Origin of the sequence: Nocardia sp. NPDC056564, assembly GCF_042793755.1 — a bacterium.
Classification (GTDB): domain Bacteria; phylum Actinomycetota; class Actinomycetes; order Mycobacteriales; family Mycobacteriaceae; genus Nocardia.
The window spans coordinates 564,579-579,409 of record NZ_JBHTUR010000002.1 but is presented as its reverse complement, the minus strand read 5'-3'; the positions used below and the strand labels follow the sequence as shown (position 1 = coordinate 579,409).

Genomic DNA, 14,831 nt, shown 5'->3' with positions numbered 1-14,831 from the left:
GATGCGCTCGCTCACAGGTCGAGGAAGGGGTCGAGGCCGACGGTCAGGCCGGGCCGGTTGGCGATCTCGCGCACGCCGAGCAGCACGCCAGGGGCGAACGAGGACCGGTCGATGGAGTCGTGCCGGATGGTGAGCGTCTCGCCCTGGGTGCCGAACAGGACCTCCTGGTGCGCGACCAGGCCGGCCAGGCGCACCGAGTGCACCCGCACGCCGTCGACGTCGGCGCCGCGCGCGCCGTCGAGTTCGGTGGTGGTGGCGTCGGGGCTGCGGCCGACGCCGGCCTGCGCGCGGGCGGCGGCGATCAGGCCGGCGGTGCGGTAGGCGGTGCCGGAGGGCGCGTCGGCTTTGTTCGGGTGGTGCAGCTCGATGACCTCGACCGATTCGAAGAACCGGGCGGCCTGCTCGGCGAAGCGCATGGACAGCACCGCGCCGATGGCGAAGTTCGGTGCGATCAGCACGCCGGTGTCGGGGCGGTCGCCCAGCCAGCCGCGAACCTCGTCCAGGCGGGCGGCGTCGAAGCCGGTGGTGCCGACGACCGCGTGGATGCCGTTGCGCACCAGGAACTTCAGGTTCGCCATCACCACGTCGGGATGGGTGAAGTCGACGACGACCTGCGCGTTCGCCGCGGTGAACGCGTCGAGCGAGTCTTCCTTGTCGACGGCGGCGACCAGTTCCAGATCGGCCGCCGCGGCTACCGCCGCGCAGATGGCCTGTCCGACTTTGCCGCGCGCCCCGAGCACTCCGACCCGTATGGTCACCGCACCTCCTCTTTCCGTTTTCGTCGGTGCCAGCCTATCGACCTGGCCGGGGCGGCGGTCCGCTGACCTCTGTGATTTACATTGCTACATGCGCATGTTTGCGTATCGCCGGTATCTCCCCTACCGTCTCGGGCGTGGCTTCGATTCGGGCACGGGCAGCGGTCTTCCTCGGGCAGCACGACCGCAGGAAACTCGATGCCGGACAACACAGTTGGCGGTATTTCGTCGGCGGGGCCGGCGATCCGGTGCTGCTGCTCGGCGGTGGTTCGGGGATCGGTATCGGCTGGCTCGAGCTGGCCCTCGCGCTGACGCCGCGGTTCCGGACGATCGCACCCGACTACCCGTCGGGCGCCGGTACCTGCGCCGAGTTGATCGACGGCCTGGTCGCGGTGCTCGACGCGGAGGAAGTCGAGCGGGCCCATGTGGTCGGGCAGTCGGCGGGTGGCATGTTCGCGGAGCTCCTGTCGCGTCGGGTGCCGGATCGGGTCCGGTCGCTGACCTTGTCGAGCACCGGGTGGTACGGGCCGGAGGATGTGGACCGGCTGCGGATGCGGGTCGAGACCACTTCGGCGACGCCGTGGCCGGAGACACGGGAGGCGATTCGCACCGCGTTGCGACGCACCTGGCCGGATTCCGATGAGGCCGAGTTCTGGATCGAGCAGGTGGTGTCGGCCGGGGACGCGGCGGGCAGCGCCGGTGCCGCGAATTCCTACCGTCTGCTGCTCGAACTCGCCGAGGGCGTCGACGAGCTCAGGCGGGGTCCCGCCTGGGCCGGACCCACACTCCTCTTCCGCGCGGACGACGATCCGCTGATCACCACCACCCACACCGGACGCCTGCGCGACCTGCACCCGGGCTGCGATTTCCGCACCTTCCCCGAGGGCGGTCACTCCCTGCTGATCAGCCGGACCGCCGACTACATCGACCTGGTGACCGAGTTCCTTTCCCGCACATAGCTATTCGCCCCAGGGGCACAGCAGCCGTACGCCGGTGCCCTGAAAGTCCTTGCGGTTGCGGGTGACGACGGCCAGGCCGTGCGCTTCGGCGGTGGCCGCGATCAGCCCGTCCACGGCGTCCACACGCTGTCCGAGGTCTTCGGATCTGGCGCGGATCCGACCCCACGCCTGCGCGACGGCGAAGTCGACCGGTAGGAGTCGCTCGTCGAATCGGTCCGCCACCTGTTCGGACAGCCAGGTGGTCAGCCGGGCTTTGCGTCGTCCGTCGGACATCCGGTCCACGCCGCGGCGGATCTCCCCGATCGTGATGACGCTCAGGAACATTCGTTCCTCGTCGGCCTCGTGCAACCACTGCATCAGGCCGGGGTCGGGTCGCGGCTTGATCCACTCCGAGACGGCGTCGGTGTCGAGGAGGTAGCCCGCGGGCTCGACCTCGAACGCCGCCATCACAGGGTCACGTCGCGGTGCCGCGCATCCGTCCTGTCCCGGTCCACCACTAGGTCCGCATCGCGGAGCGGCGAGCCGGCGAAGAACTCGGCCAGACTCCCCTGCCGCGCGTTCCGGCGACGCCATTCGTCGATGGCTACGACGACAGCGACTTCACGCCCATGCTTGCTGATCACCTGGGGTCCCTCCCGTTCAACCGTGTCGATCAACTCGGACAGTCTGGCCTTCGCGTCGGCAAGGGGCCATGCGATGTCAGGTCGCTCCGACCGCTTTCGAGCCATCCGATCACCCGTTTCGACCATTGTGACTACTTTGACCATTCGAGAATAGCTAGCGTGCGGCTTCGGCGCCAGCCATATTCGCGGCCATCTTTTCCAGCACCCGCACGGTCTCGGCGAACTGCTCGCCGGTGATGCCCTCGACCAGCTTCGCGCGGCGTGCGCCGATCCGAATCCAGGCCTGGTCGTGCAGCTTTCGGCCCGAGTCGGTCAGCGAAAGCGTGCCGAGCTCGTCGGCGACCAGGCCCCCGGCGACGACCGCCGCGAGCTCGGCGTCCCACTCGGCGGGGTCGACCAGAAAGGCGTCGAGCGCGGCGTAGAGCTCGCCCGCCTGCTGCGGGCCGTCGGACAAGGAGTGCAGGATCTGCCAGTGCCTGCGGCTGAGCCCGCCGGCGGCGAGATCCTCGTCGAACCGTTCGGTGATCAGGCGATCGAGCTCGACCAGCCAATAACCGATATGACGGCGCACGGCCATGGTTCCCCCAAAAGCATGTATTTGAACAACTACATGTACTATTACATGCATATCCGATGGAGGGGAAGAGCAGGCAAGAGAAAGGAACCGATGACGGAGCACGACGCGATCACCGAGGCCGTCGAGGCGGCGATGATCCGGATACGCCGCAGACAGACCCGCGGGGCGCTGGCCGGTGACTCGCCGATCCCGGTCGCCCTGCATCGCGTGCTGGACGCGGTCGTCGCCGCCGAATCCCCCACGGTCACCGCCCTGGCCTCCGCCCTCGGCGTCGATCAGCCGCGGGCCAGCCGCCTGGTCGCCCAGGCCGTTGCACACGGACTGCTGGAACGCGTCGCCGATCAGCGCGACGGGCGCCGCGCCGTGCTCCGCCTCACCGGCGACGGGCAGCGGGCGATGGCGGCCGCCCGGGCCGGGCGCCGCACCGCGATGGCCGCGGCGATGTCCGGCTGGACCGCGACCGAGCGCGCCGAATTCGCGCGTTTGCTGGCACGTTTCGTCGACGCGATGGACGCGCCGGACCCGCACTGAGTACGGCGACCAGGGTCAGTCGAAGACAATCACCTGACGCAGCGCATGACCCGCCGCGAGTTCGTCCATGGCGCGGTTGATGTCGTCGAGGCCGATGTGCGCGGACACCAAACGCTCGACCGGCAGCCGGCCTGCGCGCCACATGCCGACATAGGTGGGGATGTCGCGCGACGGAACAGCCGAACCCAGATAGCTGCCGACGATCGAACGGCCTTGCGCGACAAGCGCCAGCGGGGAGATGGCGGCCCGGGCATCCGGCGCGGGCAGCCCGACGGTCACCGTCGTGCCACCGGGCGCCGTTGCGGCGACGGCGGTTTCGAAGGCGCGAATGTTGCCCGCGGCCTCGACCACGATCTCCGCCTGCACCCCCAGCTCGGCCACCTGCGCCGGCGTGTACGCCGCGGTAGCGCCCAATTCCGTTGCCAACGCGAGCTTTTCCGGCACCGTGTCCACGACGATGACCTCCCGGCCGTCCGCCGCCAACGACACCGCGACCAGCACCGCGGCCATGCCGACCCCGCCGAGCCCGACCACCATGATCCGGTCCCCCGGCCCCGGCTTCGCCGAATTCAACAGCGCGCCACCACCGGTCAGCACCGCGCAGCCGAGCACCGCGGCCACCTCGGGCGGCACGTCGTCGTCGACCGGAACCACCGACCGCCGGTCCACCACGGCATGGGTGGCGAACGCGGACACCCCGAGATGATGGTGCACCTCCGCGCCGTCGCGAGTCAGCCGCCGCCCGCCGCCGAGCAGTTCACCCGCGTTGTTGGCGACGCTGCCCGGAACGCACGGGGTCCGGCCGTCGGTCGCGCAACCGGCACATTCACCGCAGCGCGGCAGGAAGGTCATCACCACGCGCTGCCCGAGCGCGAGATCGCTGCCGCCCGGACCGATCGCCTCGACCCGCCCCGCCGCCTCGTGCCCGAGCAGCATCGGCACCGGCCGCACCCGATTGCCGTCGACCACCGACAGGTCCGAATGGCACAGGCCGGCCGCCTCGATCCGGACCAGCAGCTCCCCCGCGCCCGGCTCGCCCAGCTCCAACTCACCCACGCTGATCGGCGCCGATTCGGCGAACGGCACGGGCGCCGCGATCCGCTCCAGGACCGCCCCACGAATCTTCATTCCGCCGACGCTACCGCCCACACTGTCCCAGGCACAGGGGGCGGCCGCTACCGCACCCGATCCGCCACCATGGTTGCCCGGTGGAGCAGCCACTCCAAGGGTCCGCGGCGGAAGAACCGGCTCCAGCAGTAGGCGAACATCATGATGATCGCGCTCAGGCCGAGCAGAACCGGAAGCGAACCCGCCGGCAGTACGTCGAAGCCGAGAATGGCGATCGCCACAACGTGAAATACATACGCGGTCAACGACATACTGCCAACCGCGAGCAGCGGTGCGGCGAGCCTCGGCAGCCGCGCGGAACCGTCGCACACGGCCAGGCAGGCGATCAGAACGGTAAGCGCGACACCGGTATTCGCGACGATCGACAGCGTGGTCTCGCTGTGCGGCATCGCCCCCAGCTGGTATCGCCAGCCCGCCGGACTATCGGCCAGGTCGGACCACCACGGCGCGTACATGATTCCCGGCCGCTCCGTCACGCCGGGCACGAAATGCAGTGCCAGCGCGGAACCGCCGTACCCCAGCACCGCGAGACCGATGCCTGCCGATGCCAGCCGGACCCGAATCACGGTGTCGGACAGGTCGAGTCGGGCGACCGCCATACCCGCGAACACGAACGGCATCCAGCTCAGCGCCGGATAGTTTCCGGTGAACAGCAGCCCGACGACCCCGTCACCACTTCCGATCGGATCGCCCCGGCTGCCGAGCCAGGCCAGCGGATCGAACCGGTTGACCGCGTCGGCCCAGCCGAGATCCGTCAGGACCAGGAACACGAGCTGCGGCAACACCACCGCACTCACCGCCGCGATCGCCGCCAAGGTGCCCGCCCGCAACCGCGCGAACGGCAACGCCAGCAGGAAGTACATCCCGTAGTAGGCCAGGATCACCTCCACCTTTGTCCCGGTCGCGGTCAGCGCGGTGCCGATCACCAGCAGAATCCCCGCCCGAATCAGTATTCTGACCCGCGCCTGCCGCCCCGCCCGGCCCGCCTTCGGCGCCCGCCGCCCGGTGATCAGCAGAATCGAGAACCCCGCCAGAAACGCGAACAGCGCCGAGGACCGCCCATGCGTCAGCTCCATGACGAAGCCCAGGAACCCGCCCTCGCCCGGATCCGGCCCCACGTGCGCCGCGTACATCCCGAGCACCGCGAGACCCCGCGCCAGATCCACCCCGAGCAACCGCGCACCGGCCTGCACCGCGCCTTCGGTCCCCGCCACCTCACCGCCGGTTGCCGCACCGGCGCGAACCGGAGGGCCGATCCCGGCATCCATCGATGCCGGAGTTCCGTTGTGTGCCATACATTCAGCGTCGAGAGCGCCCGATTCATCCGGTATCCGGCACGCGTCCGGATGATCTCCGCCCGGTGGCGGGCGCTGCCCCGCCGACCGGCTGGACCATCCCCGCCGGTCGGCCGTCGCACCCGCCTCGCCGACGGGCCGGCTCCGCGGCGGGATCTAGGCTCACGTGCAGGAATAGCTAACGGCGAGGGAGGTGTGGCGGGTGATTCGGGTGCTGGTCGTCGATGACGAGGCGCTGGTGCGGTCCGGTTTCGAGATGATCCTGAATGCGGCCGCCGACATCGAGGTGGTCGCGACGGCGACCGGGGCGGAAGCGGTCGAGGCGGTGACGACGACCCGGCCGGATGTCGTGCTGCTCGACATCCGGATGCCCGATGTCGACGGGCTCACCGTGCTGCGGGAACTGCGGGCCGCGCCCGATCCGCCGGTGGTCGCGATGCTGACCACGTTCGACACCGACGACTACATCCTGTCCGCATTGCGTTCCGGCGCAGCCGGTTTCGTGCTCAAGGACACCGAACCCGAGCAACTCGCCCAGCTCACCCGCACCCTCGCCGCGGGCGGCGTCGTGCTGTCCCCGAAGGCCTCGGCGGCCCTGCTGCGCAACGCCGAACCGGCCACCGCCGCGGGCATCGACGCCGACGCCGCGCGCGTCGAACGGCTCACCGGACGAGAACGCGCGGTGCTGGTGCTGATCGCAGGCGGACTGTCGAACGCGGAGATCGGTCAGCAGATCCATCTGAGCGTCGGCACGGTGAAGGACCACGTCAGCGCCATCTTCACGAAGTTACGGGTGACCAGCCGGGTGCAGGCGGCGTTGCTGGCGCAGCGGGCCGGTCTGCTGCCGTGAACCGGTTCCCGGCCTGGCTGGTCGACCTGGCGCTCGTCGCGATCGCCGCGGCCGATGTGTTCGTCGACGGCGGCGTCAGCACCCGGCTCGAACTGGCCGCCGCGGTGCTCGCGTGCGCGGCGTTGCTGCTGCGCCGCCGCTTCCCGTTGCTGACCTTCGTGCTCACGCTGCCGGTGAGCTGGATGCTGGACATCCTCGTCGCCCCCGCGGTCGCGCTGTACACCCTGGCCGAACGCACCAGCAACCGCGCGCTGCTCTGGACGGCCGTGCTCGCCACCTCGATCGCCGCCTCCGCCCCGTGGCCGCTCGGCATCTCGTTCGACCAGCGCGGCGCGCTGGTCTCCTTCGCCTACTCGCTGGCCTGGGCGGGCGCGCCGGCGCTGCTCGGCCAGCTCGTGCGGACCCGGCGCGACCTGTCCGATCGGCTGGTCGAGATCGAGGAGGCGCGCGATCACGAACGCCAGCTGCATGCCCAGGCGGTGCTCGCCCGCGAACGCGCGCAGATCGGCCGCGAGATGCACGACGTCGTCGCCCATCAGGTCAGCTTGATCGCCGTGCGCGCGGGCGCGCTCCAGGTGGCGGCCGCCGATCCCGACGCGGCCGACGCCGCCCGCACCATCCGCAGGCTCAGCGTCGACACCCTCGACGAGCTCCGCCACATGGTCACGCTGCTGCGCGCCGCGGGCGGTCAGAGCACCGAGCTCACGCCCCAGCCGACGCTCGCCGACCTGCGAAAGCTGCTCGACTCCAGCGGAATTCCGGTCGAGTTGCACGGCGAGCTGCCCGACGACCTGTCCGCGCCCGGCCAGCGCACCATCTATCGAACCGTGCAGGAAGCCCTGACCAACGTGCGCAAGCACGCGCCCGGCGCGACCGCGATCATCGAGCTGTGGCACGACAGCGACCACTTCGGCGTGACCGTCACCAACACCAGGTCGACCCGGCCCGCGGTGGCGCTGCCCAGCTCCCGGCACGGGCTGGTCGGCCTGGCCGAACGGGCCGAACTGCTCGGCGGCACCTTCGAGTCCGGTCCGACCGCCGACGGCGGGTATCGTGCGGCCCTGCGCCTGCCGCGCTGACCCGAAACATGTTCTGGGTCACTGGATACTGGCGAAATCCATGGGACGTTTGCTAGCCTCGTCGACTGTGACGGTGCTCCCGTTGGCCGCCTTGTACCGAGCCCGGGGTCGGGACCGTCACGGCACAAGGAGAAATTCCCCTGTCAGTACAGTTCAATCACACCATTGTCGGTTGCCGGGATAATCGAGCGACCGCAGAATTCTGGGCAGACATCCTCGGCACGAAACTGGGCACCGAATGGGGCCCGTTCATTCCATTGCCGCTGGACAACTCGGTAACCTTCGATTTCGCGAACGTGCCGCCGCACGTCACCGAAATCTCGCCCCAGCACTACGCATTCCTGATCTCCGAACCGGAGTTCGACGCGGCCTACGCAAAGATCCAGCGCTACCACCTGGAGCACTGGGCCGACCCGCGTCAACAGGGTGTCAACCAGATCAATCACAACGACGGCGGCCGCGGCGTCTACTTCCTGGACCCCAACGGCCACTTCATGGAATTGATCACCGTCCCGTACGGTGGCTGGCCGAGTTAAATGATCCGGAGGCGGCAGCTACCGGCTGCCGCCTCCGGGCATACCGACTGATCTCTATGAATTGTCCCCCGCGCTGACGATTTCCGCAGTGCCGGTTTGTTTTTCGAGTTGGGCGTGGCGCGGGCCGCGGCTGAGTACCCTTGACGTACTCGGAAGGCCTTGCGGGGATTCGCATTTTTGCGACTCTTTATCGAAACTCGCGCCGGTGGCGCGAGATACAGAACTGCGAGTAAATCCATGCCTATCGCCCTGCAGAATTTGATCGTGCTCGGGGACAGCCTGTCCGATGTCGGGAACAAACGAGAGGCCCCGACCGGGCTGTTCGCCCGTGCCATCAAAGCGATGCGCACCAACGAGATCGGCCGCTACAGCGACGGCAAGAACTGGACGGACTTCCTCATCGAGTGGGCGGGAGCGGATCCGCTGGTCCAATCCACCAAGGAGCTCACCGAGCAGGCCACGCTATACCACCGCAGCCTGAGCAAACACTCGCTGCTGCTGAAGACCGATGTCGACGCGCATCCGCCGGTCCGGTATGCCAATTACGCCGAGGGCGGCGCGATCGCGGGCTCCGACTGGAGTCCGAAGGCCGGTGCGCTTGGCTATCTGAAAACGCAAGTCGCGCAGTACATCAAGGCACGCAAGGCGCTGGGCGATCAGTACACCGGCGACACCATGCACATCATCTGGATCGGGCTCAACGACATCGTCACCGCCGAACGGTCCGAGGGCAACGTCATGACCTCCGCGGACGGCGTCTTCGAGGTTCCGCGCGGGATGAAGGACAAGGCGGGCACCGGCATCACGCCCGTGGTCGCGGAGGTCAAGGGCCTGGTCGACAGCATCGCGAACGCGTTCCCCGGCCCGCCCGATCGCAACCACTTCATGCTGATCGACCTGCCGAGCCCGACCGTCTCGATCCGGTTCCAGGATCAGATCGCCGACGACAAGCGCAAAAAGGTGGACCAGTTCTCGGCCAACACCGCCCGGTTCAATGAGGTACTCGACTACTTCGTCCAGCACTGGCCGATGACCGCCAAGGACCCGCAGCCGGGCGCCACGCCGAACCAGGTGATGCTGGTGCGGATGTGCGACTGGATGACCTACGTCGCCGACAACGCGAAGGCCTTCGACCTCACCGGATTCGCGCAGCTGCACGGTGTCCCGGTGCCCTATCTCGGCGAGAAGGACACCGTCGAGCCGGCGATCCGCCGCTGCCTCACCACCAGCGACCTCGCCCATCCCACCCAGGCGGTGTACGAGCTGATCGCCAGGAAGATCGCCGACGATCTGCTGCGGGGTTACACGCTGGGGCGGCTGAACGCCCAGTCCTGGAACAGAATTCGACCCTACGCGGACGTGTAGTTCTTACTCGGGCAGCTCCGGCGGCCACGGGTTCGGTTTGACATTGGCCGGCTTGCGGGTCGGGATGTCGTCCCAGTCGAAGTGGGTGCCGACCCAGGCCGTCGGACGGTCGAAGGTGATCTCGCCTGCGTTGAACTTGGCGTCGACGAAGGAGATGTCGCCGAAGAAGTCGCCCTCGCTGAAATCGACGGAACGGCCGGCGAAGGTGGTGCCCGCGAAGGTGGTCTTGCCGTGGAATTCGGCTCGGCTGAAATCGATGTCGCGGGTGCCGCGGTTGCGCATGCGGGCGGGAGTGCCGATCCGGGTCTCGTCGAAGGCGACGGTGCCCGCCTCGAACTGGGCCCCCGAGAAGGTGATCCGCGGGCTGGAGATGTCCGCACCGGTGAAGGCGAGGTGCTGACCGTCCAGCGTGGCGCACTCGAACGAGGTGAGATCGGCGTGGAACTTGGTGTCCTGGAACGACGTTCGCTTCCCGGTGGTGCGCATGGCGGCGAAGGAGGTGCGCGGGCCGACGAAGCGGGCCTGCTCGAAGGACACCGAACCGTCGAACCGCGCGCCGTCGAAAATGGTGCCGTAGTCGGCGCGTACGCCCTTTTCCGGCCGGGTCGAACCGAAGCGCGCGTGGTCGAACAACACGGGTCCGCCGTCGAAGGTCGCCTCCCGGAAGGTGACCTGCGGACCGGCGAAGGTCGCGTGTTCGAAGGTGGTGCGGCCGCTGAATACCGCACGGGCGAACGAGGTCTTGCGCCCGGCGAACACCGCGTGCCGGAAGTCGGCGCGTTCGATGACCGCGTTGGTGAAGGTGAAGTCGCAGTTCGACCAGGAGACCTCGGCCGAGCGCTGCAGGTGATCGGCGATCACCTGCACGATGGTGCGGCGCACCTCTCGATCGTTCTGCCGGAATTGGTAGACGCGTTCGACCTGGAGTCCCGATTCGTTGACCGTTTCCGCCTGCGACACCAGATGATTCGCACCGGCGACCGGGTCATAGGGCAGGCGGAGGTAGGCGCAGAGCACGTCGACACACTGCTGCCGTCTGCTCGACGAACGGAACTCGTCGGCGATCCCGGTCATCGCGTACACCCCGGCGATCCGGACCGCCACATCCGAATCGCCCAGTTGCCGCGAGGCCGCCCCGAACAGTTCGGCGAAGCGTCCGCGTTCGAGGTCGCGTTGCCGCCGATAGGCCACCACCAGCGCGACGGCGCCGCCGACGCCGGCCGCCACCGCCAACGCGATCTTGGTCAGATCCAGCTGATTCGGCGTCTCGGCCTTCGCCCCGAGGGCCAGCCATAGCAGCCACCAGGTGAGCGCCGCGATGCCGAGGCCGCAGACAACCGCCACCAGCACCGCGAGCAGCAACGCCGCGCGGTGCAGTCGGTCGCCCAACCTCCCCCATCGCATTAGCGCATGGTAGCCGCATTGCCGCCGGTCGACTACCGGACAAGATCGGCTATCCCTGCGCCCCAGACCGTTTCGAATGTCCTCTTTTCACATGCGGCGTTCCATGCGACTCACCGGCGTCCGATGGCGCACAACGCACACCGATCGGCCGCCGCGTCGCTCGACTACGCGCGCGTTCCGCTCGAGTACCCTGCGAAGATGCCTGCTCCCGATTCGCTCGATCCGGTGGCCGAGGTCGAGGCCGTGCACGCGCTGCTCGCCACCTGGTTGGGCACCGACGCCGAGCCGGAGGTGCTCGAGCGGTTCGCCGCGACTCAGCACGACACCATGTCCATGGTGACCACCGGCGGTACCCGACTCAGTCGCTCCGAACTCCTGTCCGGCCTGCGGCGCGCGCGCAACGCCCGCCCCGGCCTCGATATCGAGATCTCCGAGGCGGAGGTGCTGTTCGCCGAGGGCAATGTGACCGTCGTCCGCTTCATGGAGCGGCACCACTTCGACGGCGCACACGCCGACCGCTGGACGACCGCGGTCCTGACCACCGAGGGCCTCCCGCCCCGCTACAGCTGGCGGGTGCTGCACGAGACCGAGGCGCCCGGCAACTAGGCGCCTGTGCCAGAAAGCCATCGGCGAACAGCGCCCGGGCGCGGCGATCGCCACGACGGGTGCTGTCCTCGACATCCCCGCGCACCAGGGCGTGGGTGGGTTGCGATAGTGCCGCACACGCCGCAGATCGGCGGGAAACCGGCTCGCCGTGGCGACTAGGCCTACCCGACCCGTTCGATGACGACACCGCAGGAGTGTTCGGCGAGATCGCCGACGAACCGGTCGAGGTCGAGATCGCCTCGGTGGCGGCATACCCGGTCGCTGCTGGCTAATTCGGCCGGGCCGGACCGATGCGTGCGCAGCGGGTCCATGCGGGTGCGGGCGGGCGGTTCAGTGTGCGGCGGGCAACCTTCGCGGCGGTTCGGGAAACCGCACGCATTCGTTCTTTCCAAGCCGGAGAACGGAATTCGTGGGTACCGTCCGAATATGGCTAATGATGTGTTGGTGCTGGGGGCGGGCGTGATCGGGCTGACCACCGCGGTCTGCCTGGCCGAGGAGGGCCATCGGGTCCGGGTGTGGGCGGAGCGGCCACCCGAGCGGACGACGTCGGCCGTGGCGAGCGGATTGTGGGGGCCGGGCAGTACGCCAAGGGATTTGGCGTGGAGCCGGGTGACCCTCGCCGAATTCACCGAGCTGGCCGAGGATCCCGCGTCCGGCCTGCATTTCGAACGCGGACTTCAGGTTTCGAGCACCTGGCCCGAACCGCCCTCCTGGGTCGAGGATTTGGCCGACGTACAGATGTGCACCCCCGACGAGCTGCCCGACGGCATGCGGTTCGGCTTCCGGTGCACGGCTCCGCTCATCGACCTACCCCGCTATCTGCGCTATCTGACCGATCGCCTTACCGCACAGGGCATCACGATCGAGCAGCGGACCGTGCGCGACCTCGCCGAGCCCGCGGCCGCCGCACCCGTCGTGGTGAACTGCACCGGCGTCGCCGCGGGCAAACTCGCCGACGACGATGCCGTGCAGCCGGTGCGCGGGCAGCACGTGATCGTCCGTAATCCCGGGATCGCCGACTTCTACGTCGAGCTCGGCGGCGAAACCGAATGGGCCGGTTTCTTCCCGCACGGCGACCGCCTCATTCTCGGCGGTGTCCGCCAGCACGGACAGTGGAGCCTGGACCCGGATCCGGAAATCGCCGAGCAGATCCTGCGCCGCTGCATCGCCGTCGAGCCGAAACTCGCGACCGCCGAGGTGGTCGGCCACGAGGTCGGCCTGCGTCCCGGTCGCACCGAAGTCCGCCTCGACGAGGAACGCATCGGCGAATCCCGGATAGTGCACAACTACGGCCACGACGGCCAGGGCGTCAGCCTGTCCTGGGGCAGCGCCCGCGAGGTCGCGAGCCTGCTCGCCGGCTGAATCATTTTTCGGCAGAACAGGACTCGGTGCTCAGGCGTTGCCGGGGAGGCGGTACCGGGTGCGCGATACGTCGAACGAGTTGCCGCCCCCGTCGTCGCGCGCAGTGCACGGACAGACCGTTCTCGACGGAGGCCGCGCAGACGAACCGCCCGACTCGCTGGTGGTCACCGGGCTGCCATGCCGGCACATTCGTGCCGCCCCGGTAGCTTCGGCACGCGTAGTGATCGTCATCCGGCACAGGACATCGTGCGGCGAGCCCGGCTGGCCGGCGTGATCGCCGAGGGAGAACCAGAAGTCGTCGGCGAGGTGGCCTGCACTTCGAAGAGCGGATGACGGGATTTGAACCCGCGACCCTCACCTTGGCAAGGTGATGCGCTACCACTGCGCTACATCCGCATTCGCACCCCGGGTGACTCCGTGATGCGAGATAGAACTCTAGCCGATCGGCGGCGGAAAATGCCAATCCGTGCTCAGGCCGCCGATTCGGCGACCGTCCTGGTGCGGCGCAGGCCGAGTCCGGCGGCGGTCAGGCAGGCCAGCGCGACGACCACGACGAACCAGGGGAACACCGTGCTCAGCCCCCAGGTGGTGGCGGCCCAGCCGGCCAGGATGGTCGGCAGCGCCATCGCCGTGTAGGCGAGCAGGTAGTACGCCGACATAGTCTCGCCCCGCTTGTGCTGCGGCACCACCTCGGACAGGTGCCGCAACGAACCGCCGAAGCCGAGACCGAAAGTGGCGCCGAGCAATACACCGGCCAGCAACACCACGACCCAGTTGCCGGTGTGCAGCGCGGGCACGGTGAGCAGCAGCGCGATCGCCATGCCGGTGTCGCCGCCGATGGCCGCGCGACGGGCCGGAATCTTGGTGGCGAACAGCTGTGAGGTGGCCCCGGCCAGCGCGGTCGACGCGACCACCGCGCCGCCGAAAACCAGGTTGTGGATGCCGGTTTCGGCCGAGGCCAGCGACGGGTACAGCGACAGCAGCACACCGAGCACCGACCAGGCGGCCATCACGCCGAGCGCGGAGAACCAGAAGTCGCCGCGAATCTCCGGCGGCACAGCGGGTTTCGCGATCCGGATGCGTCCGGCGATGCGACCGGTGTGCGGCTCCTCCAGCGCGATGACGCCGATGCCGATGACCAGGCAGACCACGGTGATGACCACGTACGGCGTGCGCAACGGATGCGGCGCGTACTGCGCGAGCAGGGCCGACCCCAGGATCGCCACGGCCATGCCGACATTGAACGCGACACCGGTGAGCTGACCGGACCGCGCGCCGTGCTTGGGCCGCAGATCCAGCAGCGCCGCCGCGCCCGCGACCACCGTCGCCCCGACCGCGAACCCGTGCAACGCGCGCGCCACCAACAGCATCACCACGTTGTCGGCGAGCAGGAACACCGCCAGCCCCGCGATCATCGTCACAAACGCGCCGAGCAGCACCGGCTTCCGGCCGACCACATCGGAGATCTTGCCGGACACCAGCACCGCGCCCAGCGCCGCGAAGGCGTAGACGGCGAACACGAAAGTCGTGGTGAGCGGCGAGAAATGCCACTCCTTCTGGTACATGCCGTAGAGCGGGGCGGGCACGCCGGACACCCCGAGCGCCACTCCGCCCGCGGCCAGCACGAGCCCGTAGGCCCAGCGCTGCGAGGTCCGCTCGTCAGCGGCGGGCACCGCGATCGTCGCTGCCATCGAAACTCCGATCAGGTAAGTTTGATAATGATCGAACCGCATTCGACGGTACAGCTAGTTTGACGATCAT

At 68.7% G+C, this 14,831-nt stretch carries 17 protein-coding genes and 1 tRNA gene; 9 read left to right on the top strand and 9 right to left on the bottom strand.

Annotation, left to right across the window (positions count from 1 at the left end; genetic code table 11):
• Positions 1-11: 11 nt before the first annotated feature.
• Positions 12-758: a 4-hydroxy-tetrahydrodipicolinate reductase gene (gene dapB, locus ACFQ9K_RS06760; RefSeq protein WP_378720607.1), complete on the bottom strand. Its 747-nt coding sequence runs from the start codon at positions 756-758 to the stop codon at positions 12-14.
• Between the two features lie 134 nt (positions 759-892).
• On the opposite strand from dapB, the gene ACFQ9K_RS06755 reads away from it, so the two are divergent.
• Positions 893-1,714: an alpha/beta fold hydrolase gene (locus ACFQ9K_RS06755; protein ID WP_378720608.1), complete on the top strand. Its 822-nt coding sequence runs from the start codon at positions 893-895 to the stop codon at positions 1,712-1,714.
• Here the strand turns inward: ACFQ9K_RS06755 and ACFQ9K_RS06750 are convergent, their stop codons facing one another.
• From ACFQ9K_RS06750 to ACFQ9K_RS06740, 3 genes are read right to left on the bottom strand one after another with little or no spacing between them, the layout of a single operon-like run.
• On the bottom strand, positions 1,715-2,161 hold the full coding sequence (locus tag ACFQ9K_RS06750; protein WP_378720609.1) for a type II toxin-antitoxin system VapC family toxin: 447 nt from the start codon (positions 2,159-2,161) through the stop codon (positions 1,715-1,717).
• Positions 2,161-2,463: a type II toxin-antitoxin system Phd/YefM family antitoxin gene (locus ACFQ9K_RS06745; protein WP_378720610.1), complete on the bottom strand. Its 303-nt coding sequence runs from the start codon at positions 2,461-2,463 to the stop codon at positions 2,161-2,163. The genes ACFQ9K_RS06750 and ACFQ9K_RS06745 overlap by 1 nt, the downstream gene beginning before the upstream one ends.
• Before the next feature lie 28 nt (positions 2,464-2,491).
• Positions 2,492-2,914 (bottom strand): hypothetical protein, encoded by a 423-nt coding sequence (locus ACFQ9K_RS06740; protein ID WP_378720611.1) that lies wholly within the window; start codon positions 2,912-2,914, stop codon positions 2,492-2,494.
• 90 nt (positions 2,915-3,004) lie between these two features.
• On the opposite strand from ACFQ9K_RS06740, the gene ACFQ9K_RS06735 reads away from it, so the two are divergent.
• The gene (locus tag ACFQ9K_RS06735) at positions 3,005-3,445 is read left to right on the top strand and encodes a MarR family winged helix-turn-helix transcriptional regulator (protein WP_378720612.1); all 441 of its coding nucleotides are present in this window, start codon (positions 3,005-3,007) and stop codon (positions 3,443-3,445) included.
• 15 nt (positions 3,446-3,460) lie between these two features.
• On the opposite strand, the gene ACFQ9K_RS06730 is transcribed toward ACFQ9K_RS06735, so the two are convergent.
• Together ACFQ9K_RS06730 and ACFQ9K_RS06725 are read right to left on the bottom strand one after the other, a co-directional pair.
• Positions 3,461-4,573, bottom strand: a complete 1,113-nt coding sequence (locus tag ACFQ9K_RS06730) for an alcohol dehydrogenase catalytic domain-containing protein (protein WP_378720613.1) — start codon at positions 4,571-4,573, stop codon at positions 3,461-3,463.
• Positions 4,574-4,620: 47 nt separating this feature from the next.
• Positions 4,621-5,868 (bottom strand): DUF418 domain-containing protein, encoded by a 1,248-nt coding sequence (locus ACFQ9K_RS06725; RefSeq protein ID WP_378720614.1) that lies wholly within the window; start codon positions 5,866-5,868, stop codon positions 4,621-4,623.
• A 202-nt stretch (positions 5,869-6,070) separates the two neighbouring features.
• Between ACFQ9K_RS06725 and ACFQ9K_RS06720 the strand changes: the two genes are divergently transcribed.
• The 4 genes from ACFQ9K_RS06720 to ACFQ9K_RS06705 all read left to right on the top strand — a co-directional run bounded on the left by ACFQ9K_RS06720 (position 6,071) and on the right by ACFQ9K_RS06705 (position 9,698).
• A complete protein-coding gene (locus ACFQ9K_RS06720; protein WP_378720615.1) occupies positions 6,071-6,718 on the top strand; it encodes a response regulator in 648 nt (215 codons plus the stop codon).
• Positions 6,715-7,797, top strand: coding sequence for a sensor histidine kinase (locus ACFQ9K_RS06715; protein WP_378720616.1), 1,083 nt, complete (start codon positions 6,715-6,717; stop codon positions 7,795-7,797). The genes ACFQ9K_RS06720 and ACFQ9K_RS06715 overlap by 4 nt, the downstream gene beginning before the upstream one ends.
• Before the next feature lie 140 nt (positions 7,798-7,937).
• Positions 7,938-8,333, top strand: a complete 396-nt coding sequence (locus tag ACFQ9K_RS06710) for a VOC family protein (RefSeq protein ID WP_378720629.1) — start codon at positions 7,938-7,940, stop codon at positions 8,331-8,333.
• A gap of 237 nt (positions 8,334-8,570) precedes the next feature.
• A complete protein-coding gene (locus ACFQ9K_RS06705) occupies positions 8,571-9,698 on the top strand; it encodes an SGNH/GDSL hydrolase family protein (protein ID WP_378720617.1) in 1,128 nt (375 codons plus the stop codon).
• A 3-nt stretch (positions 9,699-9,701) separates the two neighbouring features.
• On the opposite strand, the gene ACFQ9K_RS06700 is transcribed toward ACFQ9K_RS06705, so the two are convergent.
• A complete protein-coding gene (locus ACFQ9K_RS06700; RefSeq protein WP_378720618.1) occupies positions 9,702-11,102 on the bottom strand; it encodes a pentapeptide repeat-containing protein in 1,401 nt (466 codons plus the stop codon).
• A 198-nt stretch (positions 11,103-11,300) separates the two neighbouring features.
• On the opposite strand from ACFQ9K_RS06700, the gene ACFQ9K_RS06695 reads away from it, so the two are divergent.
• The 3 genes from ACFQ9K_RS06695 to ACFQ9K_RS06685 all read left to right on the top strand — a co-directional run bounded on the left by ACFQ9K_RS06695 (position 11,301) and on the right by ACFQ9K_RS06685 (position 13,070).
• Positions 11,301-11,708: a hypothetical protein gene (locus ACFQ9K_RS06695; RefSeq protein ID WP_378720619.1), complete on the top strand. Its 408-nt coding sequence runs from the start codon at positions 11,301-11,303 to the stop codon at positions 11,706-11,708.
• Positions 11,709-11,803: 95 nt separating this feature from the next.
• Positions 11,804-11,980: a hypothetical protein gene (locus ACFQ9K_RS06690; RefSeq protein WP_378982880.1), complete on the top strand. Its 177-nt coding sequence runs from the start codon at positions 11,804-11,806 to the stop codon at positions 11,978-11,980.
• Between the two features lie 154 nt (positions 11,981-12,134).
• Entirely contained in the window at positions 12,135-13,070 is a 936-nt protein-coding gene (locus tag ACFQ9K_RS06685; RefSeq protein ID WP_378720621.1) for an FAD-dependent oxidoreductase, read from the top strand.
• 324 nt (positions 13,071-13,394) lie between these two features.
• Here the strand turns inward: ACFQ9K_RS06685 and ACFQ9K_RS06680 are convergent.
• Positions 13,395-13,466: transfer RNA gene (locus ACFQ9K_RS06680), tRNA-Gly, on the bottom strand.
• A gap of 74 nt (positions 13,467-13,540) precedes the next feature.
• Complete coding sequence (locus ACFQ9K_RS06675) at positions 13,541-14,761, bottom strand: MFS transporter (protein WP_378720622.1); 1,221 nt, start codon at positions 14,759-14,761, stop codon at positions 13,541-13,543.
• Positions 14,762-14,831 lie beyond the last annotated feature (70 nt).

What these genes read in the sequence shown, in the direction of transcription:
- ACFQ9K_RS06740 (WP_378720611.1), bottom strand. Translation starts at nt 2,914, where the DNA reads ATGGCCGTGCGCCGTCATATCGGTTATTGGCTGGTCGAGCTCGATCGC.
- ACFQ9K_RS06695 (WP_378720619.1), top strand. Translation starts at nt 11,301, where the DNA reads ATGCCTGCTCCCGATTCGCTCGATCCGGTGGCCGAGGTCGAGGCCGTG.
- ACFQ9K_RS06730 (WP_378720613.1), bottom strand. Translation starts at nt 4,573, where the DNA reads ATGAAGATTCGTGGGGCGGTCCTGGAGCGGATCGCGGCGCCCGTGCCG.
- ACFQ9K_RS06750 (WP_378720609.1), bottom strand. Translation starts at nt 2,161, where the DNA reads ATGGCGGCGTTCGAGGTCGAGCCCGCGGGCTACCTCCTCGACACCGAC.
- ACFQ9K_RS06705 (WP_378720617.1), top strand. Translation starts at nt 8,571, where the DNA reads ATGCCTATCGCCCTGCAGAATTTGATCGTGCTCGGGGACAGCCTGTCC.
- ACFQ9K_RS06725 (WP_378720614.1), bottom strand. Translation starts at nt 5,868, where the DNA reads ATGGCACACAACGGAACTCCGGCATCGATGGATGCCGGGATCGGCCCT.
- ACFQ9K_RS06735 (WP_378720612.1), top strand. Translation starts at nt 3,005, where the DNA reads ATGACGGAGCACGACGCGATCACCGAGGCCGTCGAGGCGGCGATGATC.
- ACFQ9K_RS06745 (WP_378720610.1), bottom strand. Translation starts at nt 2,463, where the DNA reads ATGGTCGAAACGGGTGATCGGATGGCTCGAAAGCGGTCGGAGCGACCT.
- ACFQ9K_RS06700 (WP_378720618.1), bottom strand. Translation starts at nt 11,102, where the DNA reads ATGCGATGGGGGAGGTTGGGCGACCGACTGCACCGCGCGGCGTTGCTG.
- ACFQ9K_RS06675 (WP_378720622.1), bottom strand. Translation starts at nt 14,761, where the DNA reads ATGGCAGCGACGATCGCGGTGCCCGCCGCTGACGAGCGGACCTCGCAG.
- ACFQ9K_RS06685 (WP_378720621.1), top strand. Translation starts at nt 12,135, where the DNA reads ATGGCTAATGATGTGTTGGTGCTGGGGGCGGGCGTGATCGGGCTGACC.